Source organism: Bacillus sp. P14.5 (genome assembly GCF_003316765.1).
GTDB lineage: Bacteria > Bacillota > Bacilli > Bacillales > Bacillaceae_B > Rossellomorea.
Genome location: NZ_NIJF01000091.1, coordinates 1 through 12637 on the forward strand (window position 1 = coordinate 1; position 12637 = coordinate 12637).

Annotated in this window: 11 protein-coding genes and 1 rRNA gene; 11 read left to right on the forward strand and 1 reads right to left on the reverse strand. The window is 45.2% G+C overall.

The window, feature by feature from the left end; genetic code table 11:
* Positions 1 to 139: 139 nt before the first annotated feature.
* Positions 140 to 256: ribosomal RNA gene (gene rrf, locus B9Z54_RS17640) — 5S ribosomal RNA — on the forward strand.
* Between the two features lie 487 nt (positions 257 to 743).
* Positions 744 to 1139, forward strand: coding sequence for a hypothetical protein (locus B9Z54_RS17650; RefSeq protein WP_162785278.1), 396 nt, complete (start codon positions 744 to 746; stop codon positions 1137 to 1139).
* 357 nt (positions 1140 to 1496) lie between these two features.
* Here the strand turns inward: B9Z54_RS17650 and B9Z54_RS17655 are convergent, their stop codons facing one another.
* Positions 1497 to 1985: a hypothetical protein gene (locus B9Z54_RS17655; RefSeq protein ID WP_113929724.1), complete on the reverse strand. Its 489-nt coding sequence runs from the start codon at positions 1983 to 1985 to the stop codon at positions 1497 to 1499.
* A gap of 538 nt (positions 1986 to 2523) precedes the next feature.
* Here B9Z54_RS17655 and B9Z54_RS17660 point away from each other — a divergent pair.
* The 9 genes from B9Z54_RS17660 (at position 2524) to ispF (ending at position 12564) form a co-directional block, all read left to right on the forward strand.
* A complete protein-coding gene (locus B9Z54_RS17660) occupies positions 2524 to 2988 on the forward strand; it encodes a CtsR family transcriptional regulator (protein ID WP_481747804.1) in 465 nt (154 codons plus the stop codon).
* A 15-nt stretch (positions 2989 to 3003) separates the two neighbouring features.
* Complete coding sequence (gene mcsA / locus B9Z54_RS17665; RefSeq protein ID WP_113929726.1) at positions 3004 to 3546, forward strand: protein-arginine kinase activator protein McsA; 543 nt, start codon at positions 3004 to 3006, stop codon at positions 3544 to 3546.
* The gene (gene mcsB / locus B9Z54_RS17670) at positions 3546 to 4616 is read left to right on the forward strand and encodes a protein-arginine kinase McsB (RefSeq protein ID WP_113929727.1); all 1071 of its coding nucleotides are present in this window, start codon (positions 3546 to 3548) and stop codon (positions 4614 to 4616) included. Before mcsA ends, mcsB begins: the two co-directional genes overlap by 1 nt.
* A gap of 12 nt (positions 4617 to 4628) precedes the next feature.
* Positions 4629 to 7070: an ATP-dependent protease ATP-binding subunit ClpC gene (clpC, locus tag B9Z54_RS17675; protein WP_113929728.1), complete on the forward strand. Its 2442-nt coding sequence runs from the start codon at positions 4629 to 4631 to the stop codon at positions 7068 to 7070.
* 463 nt (positions 7071 to 7533) lie between these two features.
* Positions 7534 to 8886 carry a DNA repair protein RadA gene (gene radA, locus B9Z54_RS17680; RefSeq protein WP_113929729.1) on the forward strand — a complete coding sequence of 451 codons (1353 nt, stop codon included), beginning with the start codon at positions 7534 to 7536 and terminating at the stop codon, positions 8884 to 8886.
* A 4-nt stretch (positions 8887 to 8890) separates the two neighbouring features.
* Positions 8891 to 9964 (forward strand): DNA integrity scanning diadenylate cyclase DisA, encoded by a 1074-nt coding sequence (gene disA, locus B9Z54_RS17685; RefSeq protein ID WP_113929730.1) that lies wholly within the window; start codon positions 8891 to 8893, stop codon positions 9962 to 9964.
* A gap of 216 nt (positions 9965 to 10180) precedes the next feature.
* On the forward strand, positions 10181 to 11269 hold the full coding sequence (locus B9Z54_RS17690; protein ID WP_113929731.1) for a PIN/TRAM domain-containing protein: 1089 nt from the start codon (positions 10181 to 10183) through the stop codon (positions 11267 to 11269).
* A gap of 106 nt (positions 11270 to 11375) precedes the next feature.
* On the forward strand, positions 11376 to 12062 hold the full coding sequence (gene ispD / locus B9Z54_RS17695) for a 2-C-methyl-D-erythritol 4-phosphate cytidylyltransferase (protein ID WP_113929732.1): 687 nt from the start codon (positions 11376 to 11378) through the stop codon (positions 12060 to 12062).
* A gap of 19 nt (positions 12063 to 12081) precedes the next feature.
* Positions 12082 to 12564 (forward strand): 2-C-methyl-D-erythritol 2,4-cyclodiphosphate synthase, encoded by a 483-nt coding sequence (ispF, locus tag B9Z54_RS17700; protein WP_113929733.1) that lies wholly within the window; start codon positions 12082 to 12084, stop codon positions 12562 to 12564.
* Positions 12565 to 12637 lie beyond the last annotated feature (73 nt).

The following is a 12637-nucleotide window of genomic DNA, read 5'->3' on the forward strand; positions in this document are numbered from 1 at the left end:
CGTGGCGACACGTGCAGCTGACAGATACTAATCGATCGAGGACTTAACCACGAATTATTAGCGAAACTCGGAATACTTTCTTCTTTCTTCTGACACTTTATCTAGTTTTGAAAGAACGATGTTCTTTCAACTAAATATGTCTGGTGATTAAGGCGAAGAGGTCACACCCGTTCCCATGCCGAACACGGAAGTTAAGCTCTTCAGCGCCAATGGTAGTTGGGGGATCTCCCCCTGCGAGAGTAGGACGTCGCCAGGCAATTTAAAGAGTACCCGAGGGGTGCTCTTTTTTGTGTTACAAAAGAAAAGGAGAGACTGCTCTTCCCTTTCGCAAATTGATAAGACGCAGGAGCGAGGATGGGGAGGAGCAAGAAGGTCGAGGACGAGAGGGAGAGAACACCGGAGTGGGCTCTGCCCATGAGGATGCGAACGAGCGAAGCGGACGAAGAGATTCGCAGCTCATCGCCGTCCTCGCCTTCAGTGCCGATGGTAGTTGGGTCTCCCCTGTGAGAGTAGGACGTCGCCAGGCAATCAGAGAGTACCCGAAGTGGTGCTCTTTTTTTGTATTCCAAAAGAAAAGGGGGAGATCCCCTGCCGCCCATCAATAAAACGCAGGAGCGAGGATGGGGAGGAGCAAGAAGGTCAAGGACGAGAGGGAGAGAACACCGGAATAGGCTCTGCCCATGAGGATGTGAACGAGCGAAGCGGACGAAGAGATTCGCCGCTCATCGCCGTCCTCGCCTTCAGTGCCGATGGTAGTTGGGGCTCCCCCTGTGAGAGTAGGACGTCGCCAGGCAATTCAAAGAGTACCCGAAGTGGTGCTCTTTTTTTGTATTGAAAAGAAAATAGAGGAGATCCTCTTCCTTTCCGCAACTCAATATGACGCAGGAGCGAGGAAGGGGAGGAGCAAGAAGGTCGAGGAAGAGAGGGAGAGAGCACCGGAATGGGCTCTGCCCATGAGGATGCGAACGAGCGAAGCGGACGAAGAGATTCGCCGCTCATCGCCGTCCTCGCCTTCAGCGCCGATGGTAGTTGGGGACTCCCCCTGTGAGAATAGGACGTCGCCAGGCAATCAGAGAGTACCCGGAGTGGTGCTTTTTTTGTATTCCAAAGAAAAGGGGGAGATCCCCCAAAGTACGTAGGAGCGAGGATGGGGTGGAGCAAAAAGGTCAAGGAAGAACAGCCCGCATAGAAAATCCCAGGTATGAAGAAATTATTGGAGAGTGTGAAATATGAGTGAGTTAGTTTCCTTAATAGAGAAACTTACAATAAATAAAAGTATTTCTCCTTTTAATTTATAGAATTTTCAGCGGCTGCTATTCATGGAGTATATATACGGGCATTTACTGAGTAAGGATTAGAGATAATGGTACCTCTAATCCTTTTTCCTGTTGATTTGTTCTGCGAATTACGGTTATGTACCTAACTTCTCTTATTAATAGGCAGAGGGTAGAATTTTTTGAGCGCTATTGTTCTCTTGAATAAATGCCGCAGTTAGTTCAAAAACTATCCTCTTTACTAGAGTTGGTATACAAAGGAATATTTTTTTTAATACTTTCACCTTTATCCATATTTCTCCATTCGACTACCACATATATGTTACTGACTTCGTTAAAGGTAATAGGGCGGCCGGCTTCATTCACATATTCACCACCTTCAATGCTCCCAGTAGAGTTCTCTGCTATATCAATTCCTGTACCTGCCTCTGAACCAGTATGCACCTTGAAATCTTTACCGTTAATGATTGCGTGAGCTTCAAAGTAAATAGAGTCTGAATTATACTCCTCCGCATCTTTCATGATGAGAGTTCCATTGCCTGCTTTAAAGCTTTCTGGAGATATCTCCATTTCATAACCGGTTAGTTTCCATGTTTTACTTTCTCCCGTCAAAGATAAATATACGGACTTCTCATTATCGTTACAGCCAGAAAGTATAACAATAAGTGACAGAATGAGCGGATAGATTAATTTATTGTTTTTGTGCGTCATGGTACACCCCTTGTTTAATATCGGATCTATTAGTTAGTCTGTTTTCAAAGATATTGTCGCTGATTGTGGTTCCAAATTCCTTAGAACTGCAATTGCTCACACTTTTCGAATAAGACTGTACACTTCTGCTCCAATACGCATTAAGAAAAGCAGAACTCCATTACTTAAAGAGATAGAAACTTAGCAGCTTAGCTAATTTAAGTGTAACATAAGCTGATTTTTTTTGATTAACGGATCAATATTACTTAGGCTTATGTCAGAGAATTCCCCTGAACTAACGAGGTGATTGTAGAGGATCAAAAGTCAGCAGCAGCTTAGTGGCTTAAAATTTTTTGTAAGATTATGCTGGGGAACATTCGACAAATACCGGGGCGTGACTGTCACGAAAGCAAACATTCTTATATATTCCCTCAATTCACAGGTTTAAGAAACCCCTGGTCCTGGGAAAACTTTTAAGGCAGATTAATCGATTGCATTCATAAGTTGTTCTGTTGTATAATCTTAGTCAAATATAGTCAAAGTCAAAAGAGGAGGAGGCCTGATGAGGAATATTTCCGATATCATCGAAAACTATCTTAAAACGGTTTTTGAATCAAGCGGCAATGAGATTGTGGAGATTAAACGCAGCGAAATTGCTGACAAGTTTCATTGTGTCCCCTCTCAAATCAACTATGTAATCAATACCAGGTTCACCATTGAACGGGGATATATGGTAGAGAGTAAACGGGGCGGCGGCGGATATATCCGCATTATGAAAGTGCATTCCCACGATCATGCCCATCTTGTCGACCAGTTGATTTCCCTTGTGGATTCCAGGGTCGCTCAAAGTGCAGCTGAAGATTTGGTATATCGTTTGGTGGAAGAAGAGGTTATTACATTAAGAGAAGCGAAAATAATGTTAAGCGTAATGGATCGTTCGGTGCTTTATATTGAATTGCCTGAGAGAGATGAGTTAAGGGCAAGGATGCTGAAGGCGATGCTGATTACGTTGAAATATAAATAGGAGAGGTGAGTTGAATTGATTTGCCAGGAGTGTAATGAAAGACCTGCCACTCTCCATTTTACAAAAATTGTGAACGGGGAAAAGACAGAAGTCCATTTATGTGAAAAGTGTGCTCAGGAAAAAGGTGAAATGTTCATGTTCGAAGGTTCTCCTTCTTTCTCCGTCAACAGCCTCCTTTCCGGTCTTTTGAATTTAAGTCCCGCTATGAAACAGCAGGAGAAGCACATATCCTCACAGGAGGTGCTTCAATGCGAGAAGTGCAAGTTAACATTTCAACAGTTCATTCAAGTAGGGCGGTTTGGCTGTGCGAATTGTTATGAAACGTTCAAGGAAGAATTGACGCCGATCTTGAAGAGGGTCCACAGCGGAAATGTGGAGCATCATGGCAAGGTCCCTTCGCGGATGGGCGGCACGATTCATTTAAAGAAGAAGGTCACTGGTTTGAAAGCCGAGCTCCAGCAGCTCATTCAGAATGAAGAGTTTGAACAGGCAGCTGGCGTGAGGGATGAAATTCGTTCCCTTGAGAAGGAAATTCGGCAAGAGGGAGGCGGGAAGTAATGTCATTAGAAAAGTTTTTGAGCCAAGCCTCGAGTTCGTGGATGAGTGAGGAAGGACCGAACTCTGATGTGGTATTGAGCACCCGTATCCGCCTTGCCCGCAACTTGAGCAATTACCTCTTTCCTACTCTTTTTTCTTCAGAGGAAGCGAATAAAATCCTCGAAAAGATTCAGGAGAGTATTATGGGAGAGTCTGGGGAACATGGAAACCTCGAATTTTTAAGGATGTCTGATATGCAGCCGCTGCAGAAGCGTGTATTGATGGAGAAGCACCTTGTCAGTCCCAATTTGGCCGATGATTCCAGTTATGGCGGGGTAATTCTTTCAGAAAAGGAAGATATCAGTATCATGGTCAACGAAGAAGACCACATCCGCATACAGTGTTTATATCCGGGTCTACAATTAAAGGAAGCGCTGCAGAAAGCAGGTGAAATAGATGACTGGCTGGAGAGCAAGCTGGACTTCGCTTTTCATGAAAAAAGCGGGTATCTGACTTCCTGCCCGACGAACGTGGGTACAGGGCTGAGAGCTTCAGTGATGATGCACCTTCCTGCCTTGATCATCACCCAGCAAATGAACCGCATCATTCCCGCTATCAATCAGCTTGGATTAGTTGTTAGAGGAATTTACGGTGAAGGCAGCGAAGCTTTAGGTAACATCTTTCAAATCTCCAATCAAATCACTCTCGGAAAATCCGAGGAAGACATCGTGGATGATTTAACGGGAGTCGTTAAGCAGATTATTGCCCAAGAACAATCAGCGCGGGAAGCATTAGTGAAAACTTCAAACATACAATTAGAAGACAGAGTGTTCCGCTCTCTGGGTGTTTTGGAGAATTGCAGAATCATTGAATCAAAAGAAGCAGCAAAATGTTTGTCAGATGTGAGATTGGGCATTGATTTAGGGTATATACAAAATATATCCCGCAATATATTAAATGAATTAATGATACTGACCCAGCCCGGGTTTTTACAACAATATTCAGGCGGTCCGCTCCGCCCTGACGAGAGGGATACAAGAAGAGCGGCCTTTATTCGGGAACGACTTAAACTTGAGAATAGAAGCAGTTAGGAGGAGACGATTATGATGTTTGGCAGATTTACTGAAAGAGCCCAAAAGGTATTGGCTTTGGCACAGGAAGAGGCTATCCGTTTATCTCACAGCAACATCGGTACAGAACATATTCTTTTAGGGTTAGTGCGCGAGGGTGAAGGAATTGCAGCTAAAGGATTGACTGCCTTGGGCTTGAGCCCTGAAAAAATTCAGAAGGAAGTGGAAGGGCTGATTGGGAAAGGCAAGGAGAACTCCCAAACCATCCATTACACTCCCAGAGCGAAAAAGGTTATAGAATTGTCCATGGATGAAGCGAGAAAGCTGGGTCATTCCTACGTGGGGACCGAGCATATCCTTCTCGGATTGATCCGTGAAGGAGAAGGTGTAGCGGCAAGAGTGCTGAACAACCTTGGTGTAAGCTTGAATAAAGCAAGACAGCAGGTATTACAGCTGCTTGGCAGCAACGAATCCAACGGACATCAAAGCGGTACCAGCACAAATGCAAATACACCTACGCTGGACAGCCTGGCAAGGGACCTGACCGCGATAGCAAGGGAAGACAGCCTTGACCCGGTCATCGGGAGAAGCAAGGAAATCCAGCGCGTTATTGAGGTGCTCAGCCGAAGAACGAAGAACAACCCGGTATTGATTGGTGAACCTGGTGTCGGTAAAACAGCAATCGCTGAAGGCCTGGCACAGCAAATCGTCAATAATGAAGTGCCTGAAATCCTGCGTGACAAACGTGTCATGACGCTGGATATGGGTACTGTCGTTGCAGGGACCAAATACCGTGGTGAATTTGAGGACCGCCTTAAAAAGGTCATGGATGAAATCCGCCAGGCGGGCAATATCATCCTCTTCATCGATGAACTCCACACATTAATTGGTGCAGGCGGTGCGGAAGGTGCTATCGACGCATCAAATATCCTGAAGCCGTCCCTTGCCCGCGGTGAATTACAGTGTATTGGTGCAACGACGCTTGATGAGTACCGTAAATACATCGAGAAGGATGCCGCGTTGGAAAGAAGGTTCCAGCCGATCCAGGTGGATGAGCCGACACCGGATGAGTCCGTTCAAATTTTAAAAGGCCTTCGGGACCGTTATGAAGCCCATCACCGTGTTTCCATCACGGATGAAGCGATTGAAGCAGCTGTTAAGCTTTCTGACCGCTACATTTCAGACCGCTTCCTTCCAGATAAAGCGATTGACTTGATTGATGAGTCTGGTTCCAAGGTAAGGCTGCGATCTTATACGACCCCTCCTAACCTTAAAGAACTTGAAGTGAAGCTTGAAGAGATTAGGAAAGAGAAGGATGCTGCAGTCCAAAGCCAGGAATTTGAGAAGGCTGCATCCCTTAGAGATACAGAGCAGCGTTTAAGAGAAGAGCTTGAAGAAACAAAGAAAACCTGGAAAGAAAAGCAAGGGCAGGAGAATACAGAAGTTACAGTCGAAGATATCGCCAAAGTGGTATCCAGCTGGACCGGAATCCCTGTTTCAAAACTGGCACAGACTGAAACGGATAAGCTTCTGAAGCTTGAAGAGATTCTCCATTCACGCGTAATCGGGCAGGATGAAGCAGTCAAAGCGGTTTCTAAAGCTGTCAGAAGAGCAAGAGCCGGCTTGAAAGACCCTAAGAGGCCTATCGGTTCATTTGTATTCCTTGGGCCGACTGGTGTAGGTAAGACCGAGTTGGCAAGGGCGCTCGCAGAATCTATGTTCGGTGATGAAGAATCCATGATCCGGATCGACATGTCCGAGTATATGGAAAAACACTCGACATCCCGTCTTGTTGGATCTCCTCCGGGGTATGTAGGATATGAGGAAGGCGGACAGCTGACAGAAAAGGTTCGCCGCAAACCATATTCCGTCGTCCTGCTGGATGAGATTGAAAAGGCGCATCCAGATGTGTTCAATATTCTTCTGCAAGTGCTGGAAGACGGCCGTCTGACGGATAGTAAAGGGCGCACCGTCGATTTCAGGAATACTGTTCTGATCATGACTTCGAATGTTGGAGCTGAATCGCTGAAAAAGAATAAATATGTCGGATTCAACATCCAGGATGGTGAGCAGGATTATAAAGATATGAAAGGAAAAGTGATGGAAGAGCTGAAAAGAGCCTTCCGCCCAGAGTTCCTGAATCGTATCGATGAGATCATTGTTTTCCATTCGCTTGAAAAAGATCATTTAAAAGAGATAGTGACATTGATGTCCGATCAATTGACAAATAGATTGAAAGAGCAGGATATCAACCTTGAGCTGACCGATGCAGCCAAGGAGAAGATCGCGGATGAAGGCTTTGATCCTGAATACGGGGCGCGTCCACTGCGCCGTGCCATCCAGAAGCATATCGAGGACCGCCTGTCTGAAGAGCTTCTGAAAGGAACTGTCCTTACAGGGCAAAGTGTACTCATAGATGTGGAAGATAAAGAATTCACAGTCAAAATGAGAGAAACCACCAATACACCTTCATAGAGGTCAAGTAAAGCAAAGCAAGAGCAGCCAACTAGTCTTTCCTGTGAGAGGATCACTTTTCAAGTGCCTCCTCCTAAGGAAAGAAGGCTGCTCTTGGCTTGCCTTTTCTTGTTTTCGGACAAGATTGTGTCTAAAAATGTTGATTTCGATTAGTCACTAGGCCGGGGAATGCCCCTGTATGGAAGGGGACTATGGTGATTGAAATTCGAAATTCAAGTGATAGAGCAGCAAGGGTTTAAGAATTAGTCCTGCACAATGGTTTAAAAGAAGAGGCAATCTGCCACATTTCCACGCTTAAACAAAGAAGTACTGCTGCCGTGGACTTTAAAACTTTGAAATTCCTCAAATTTGTAACCTTCCCGTAAAAAAGCTACAATCATTCCCAATAGAAGTATTTCAATAAAATAATTCACATAGATATGAAGAGAGAGGTTATATAGTTGGCAAAGAAAAAACCAAATTCATGTGTCAGTCTTGCGGATACGAATCAGCCAAGTGGATGGGAAGATGTCCAGGCTGTTCAGAGTGGAATAAGATGGTTGAGGAAGTGGAGATTACCGGGAAACAGCCGAGGGGAGCTTTTAAACATTCCATAGAGCAAGGCCCATCAAAGGCTGAGAAACTGGTATCCATTCAATCAAAGCAGGAACCCCGGGTGGAAACGGACTCCAAAGAACTGAACAGGGTACTTGGCGGAGGGGTCGTTCCAGGTTCGCTGATCCTGATTGGGGGAGATCCGGGTATAGGGAAATCCACATTGCTTTTGCAGGTTTCATCCCAGTTGGCTGAGGGTAAACACAAAGTTCTATATATATCAGGTGAGGAATCAATCAAGCAGACGAAACTTAGGGCAGACCGCCTTGAAATAAAAGCAGACGATTTATATATATATGCCGAAACCAATTTGGAAGCAATCCATGGAACCATCGAAGAGATTGCGCCGGAATTTGTGATTGTCGATTCCATTCAAACCGTTTTCCATCCCGAGGTAACTTCAGCTCCTGGCAGTGTTTCACAAGTCAGGGAGTGTACCGCAGAATTAATGAGGATTGCCAAAACAAAAGGAATTGCCATATTTATAGTCGGGCATGTTACAAAAGAGGGGTCCATTGCCGGTCCCAGACTATTGGAACACATGGTGGATACCGTGCTCTATTTTGAAGGCGAGAGGCACCATGCTTACAGAATTTTAAGAGCTGTCAAAAACCGGTTTGGTTCTACTAATGAGATGGGAATCTTTGAAATGAAGGAGCTCGGCCTTGAAGAAGTGGATAATCCATCTGAGATCTTTCTTGAAGAAAGATCCCAGGGAGCAGCCGGATCGACGGTAGTCGCTTCTATGGAAGGCACCAGGCCGGTACTTGTAGAGATTCAGGCGCTCGTTACTCCTACAAGCTTCAATAATCCGAGGAGGATGGCGACAGGAATAGACCACAGCAGGGTATCCTTGATCATGGCTGTACTAGAGAAACGGGCAGGGTTCCTGCTTCAGCATCAGGATGCGTATTTAAAGGTAGCAGGCGGAGTAAAGCTGGATGAGCCCGCAATCGATCTTGCTGTTGCTGCTTCCATTGCCTCAAGTTTCAGGGATCAATCCTCAGATGCCTTCGACTGTATTATAGGAGAAGTGGGGCTGACAGGCGAAATCAGGAGAGTATCCAGAATTGAACAGCGCGTCCAGGAAGCGGCAAAGCTTGGTTTTAAAAGAGTGATCATTCCTGCTAACAATATCGGAGGCTGGAAAGTGCCATCCGGAATTGAAATCGTCGGTGTGAAAAACATCAACGAAGCACTGAAGCAAATTTTAGGAGGATAATTAGATGAGCGAGAAGAAGGTACAGGATAAGTCCATGTCCGATATCCTGCAGTTCGTTGCTCCGGGGTCTCCTCTCCGCGAAGGAATTGACAACGTATTGAGGGCGAATACCGGCGGACTTATCGTAATTGGTTACAATGACAAAGTGAAATCATTGGTGGACGGAGGGTTCCATATTAATAGTGTATTTTCGCCGAGTTATCTTTATGAATTGGCGAAAATGGATGGGGCCATCATCTTAAATGATTCAGGCACAAAAATCATCCTGGCCAATGCGCAGCTTGCCCCGGATGCGACTGTACCTTCTTCCGAGACCGGCATGAGGCACAGGACTGCTGAGCGTGTAGCCAAGCAGACCAAATCCCTGGTTGTTGCTATTTCCCAGAGAAGGAATGTCATTACCTTGTATCAGGGAAATTTCAGGTATGCGCTAAAGGATATTTCGAATATCCTTACGAAAGCTAATCAGGCCATCCAGACACTTGAGAAGTATAAGGTCGTGCTGGACCAGAGTATATCGAACCTTTCTGTGCTTGAATTTGAAGAGCTCGTCACATACAGTGATCTTCTGCAGGTCCTGCACCGCTTCGAAATGGTCCTGCGAATCAAAAATGAACTTTTGACCTATTTAAGTGAGCTGGGAACGGAGGGCAGATTGATCAGACTGCAAATGAATGAACTTCTTTCAGATATCGAAGAGGAAGCGATGCTGATAATAAGGGATTACTCCCATGTCCGGGATATCAAACCTTTTGATATCCTGCACAAATTTCAAGAACTGGTCCATTCTGAAGTTCTGGATGATACTGTGCTTCTTAAACTGCTGGGGTACAACGGATATATCCACCTGGATGATGGAGTCTGCCCTAGAGGCTACAGGGTCTTAAACAAAATCCCAAGGCTGCCGATTGTCATCATTGAGAATCTCGTGACGAATTTTGAGATCCTGCCTAATATCCTTAAAGCGGATGTAGAGGGGCTGGATGATGTGGAAGGCATCGGTGAAGTCAGAGCCCGAAAGATCAAGCAGGGGTTGAAGCTGATCAGGGAACAGACTTTCGCTGACAGGCAGCTATAGGCTATTTGTTTCATTTAATCAACTGTGTAAAAATATTCCTTTTTTAAAATTGACACCCGTCATATTAAGTGTTAGCCTTTTTTCAAAGGCTGAGCAATAGCAGCATTATACTAAGATAACAAACGTGTATCATTTTAATGACATTCAAAAAATATTCTGTTTTTATACGTTTCAAAAAAAGGAAATTGTTTATAATGAGTAGGAGGAGGTGAGGGGATGTTAAAGAGAATCGTTCAAGCGTGTTTCCTTATACTAGGAGGAACATTGGGGATTTTTCTTCTTCCCGATTTACTTAAATTAATCAATTTGTCAGATGAACCTTTATTAAACAACCCTTATATAACTGCCATCTTAGGAGCTATTATTTTTTATATATTAACTTTCTGGGCAGTTAAGTACGCAGTGAATCTTGTGAAGTGGTTTGAAGATACGCTCGTAAAAGCCCCGGTTACGGATATCCTTTTTGGAAGCATGGGGTTAATTATCGGATTGTTCGTAGCTTATCTTTTCGGAATTCCTTTTAACTCATGGGAGATCCCAATCGTTAATACGGTGGTTCCGATCCTGTTGACCCTTCTGCTTGGATACATAGGTTTCCAGGTAGGTTTCAAGAAAAGGGATGAATTAATCAATCTTTTCTCCATGGGCAATAAAACGAAGAAAAAAGGATCAGAAGACGAGATCGAGGTTCCTGAGAAAACTCTGAAGATCCTTGATACAAGTGTCATCATCGACGGGCGCATTGCAGACATATGCCAAACAGGATTCCTGGAAGGCATCGTCGTGATCCCTCAGTTCGTCCTTGAAGAGCTGCAGCACATTGCCGACTCTTCAGACGCCTTGAAGAGAAACCGTGGAAGGCGCGGCCTTGATATCCTGAACCGAATCCAAAAAGAACTGCCGATTGAAGTCCAGATCTACGAGGGTGACTTCGAAGAGATTCAGGAAGTGGACAGCAAGCTGGTGAAGCTCGCTAAAATCACGAACGGTATTGTCGTGACAAACGACTTCAACTTGAATAAGGTATGCGACCTGCAAAGCGTTCAGGTCTTGAATATCAACGATTTAGCCAATGCTGTGAAGCCTGTCGTCCTGCCTGGCGAAGAATTACGCGTCCAGGTCATCAAGGATGGAAAAGAGCAGAAGCAGGGAATTGCCTACCTCGATGATGGAACTATGATAGTGGTGGAAGAAGGCAGGAACTATATCGGCAAGAGCATTGAGGTCCTGGTGACAAGTGTGCTCCAGACGTCTGCCGGAAGAATGATTTTTGCCAAGCCGAAACAACTGGAAAAAGCATTATAAGGTACAAAGATAATAACAGTATGATCAAACCGGCGGTGGCTTATGTTCTCTGAAAAGAGTTCTGTCACCGCCTTTTTATCAGTCTGATAAGGATAGGAGTTTACATATGAAATACCAAGTGATCATTCCGGCGGCAGGACAGGGGAAGCGGATGAAAGCCGGCAGGAACAAACTGCTGCTGGAGCTGGAGGGGCGGCCCATCCTTATCCATACTTTGGAGGTATTTGAGAGGGACACAGATTGTGAAGAAATCCTTCTGGCTGTCCATGCTGACGATAAAGAGAGTTTTGAGAAACTGACTGCCAAGCACCGCATTACCAAAGTGCGGAAAATGGTTCTGGGTGGAAAGGAACGTCAGCATAGTGTTTATAATGCTTTAAAGTCTGCCGAGAACAACCTAATGGTGCTGGTTCATGATGGTGCCAGGCCTTTCGTGACAGGGGAAGTCATTAAGGAACTGGTTAAGAAAGCCGGTGAAATGGGGGCGTCAATTGCGGCTGCACCCGTCAAGGATACAATCAAGAAGGCTGCGGAAGGCATTGTCGAGGAGACCATCGAACGTTCGAGCTTATGGCAAGTCCAGACACCCCAGGCCTTTTGCCATAGCCTCTTGATGGGTGCCCACCAGCGAGCGGAAGAAGACTCATTTACAGGAACAGATGATGCTTCGCTTGTAGAGCGGCTCGGTGAAAAAGTCGGAATTGTGGAAAGCGACTATGATAATATAAAGATAACAACGCCGGAAGATTTATACTTTGCAGAGGCGATCCTCGCAAAGAGAAGGCAAATATAGAACCGAAAGGAAGTTTCGTATGTTCAGGATCGGACAAGGATTCGATGTTCACCAACTGACGGAAGGGAGGCCGCTCATTATCGGCGGGATCACCATTCCTTATGAGAGGGGGCTCCTGGGCCATTCAGACGCAGACGTACTTCTGCATACTGTAGCAGATGCATGCCTTGGAACCATAGCAGCAGGAGACATCGGAAAGCATTTTCCGGACACAGACCCGGAATTCAAAGACGCAGATTCAGGAAAATTGTTAACCCATGTTTGGAATCTGGTAAAAGAGGAAGGCTATGAATTAGCTAATATTGATTGCACAATCATTGCCCAAATGCCCAAAATGGCCCCTTACATTTCTCAAATGAGAGAAAGAATCGCGGAACTCCTGGAAGCGGATATTTCACAGGTCAATGTGAAAGCAACCACTTCCGAAAAGCTCGGTTTCACCGGCCGCGGTGAAGGCATTGCTGCGCAGGCGACGGTTTTGGTTGTTAAATCATCCAAATAATTGTTTATTGTCTGCAGGAATGCATTAGTCAACGACGTTAACGGGACGGAAGTGTTCTATAGTTCCTATTTAT

What these genes read in the sequence shown, in the direction of transcription:
- B9Z54_RS17655 (WP_113929724.1), bottom strand. Translation starts at nt 1,985, where the DNA reads ATGACGCACAAAAACAATAAATTAATCTATCCGCTCATTCTGTCACTT.
- mcsB (WP_113929727.1), top strand. Translation starts at nt 3,546, where the DNA reads ATGTCATTAGAAAAGTTTTTGAGCCAAGCCTCGAGTTCGTGGATGAGT.
- clpC (WP_113929728.1), top strand. Translation starts at nt 4,629, where the DNA reads ATGATGTTTGGCAGATTTACTGAAAGAGCCCAAAAGGTATTGGCTTTG.
- radA (WP_113929729.1), top strand. Translation starts at nt 7,534, where the DNA reads ATGTGTCAGTCTTGCGGATACGAATCAGCCAAGTGGATGGGAAGATGT.
- disA (WP_113929730.1), top strand. Translation starts at nt 8,891, where the DNA reads ATGAGCGAGAAGAAGGTACAGGATAAGTCCATGTCCGATATCCTGCAG.
- B9Z54_RS17690 (WP_113929731.1), top strand. Translation starts at nt 10,181, where the DNA reads ATGTTAAAGAGAATCGTTCAAGCGTGTTTCCTTATACTAGGAGGAACA.
- ispD (WP_113929732.1), top strand. Translation starts at nt 11,376, where the DNA reads ATGAAATACCAAGTGATCATTCCGGCGGCAGGACAGGGGAAGCGGATG.
- ispF (WP_113929733.1), top strand. Translation starts at nt 12,082, where the DNA reads ATGTTCAGGATCGGACAAGGATTCGATGTTCACCAACTGACGGAAGGG.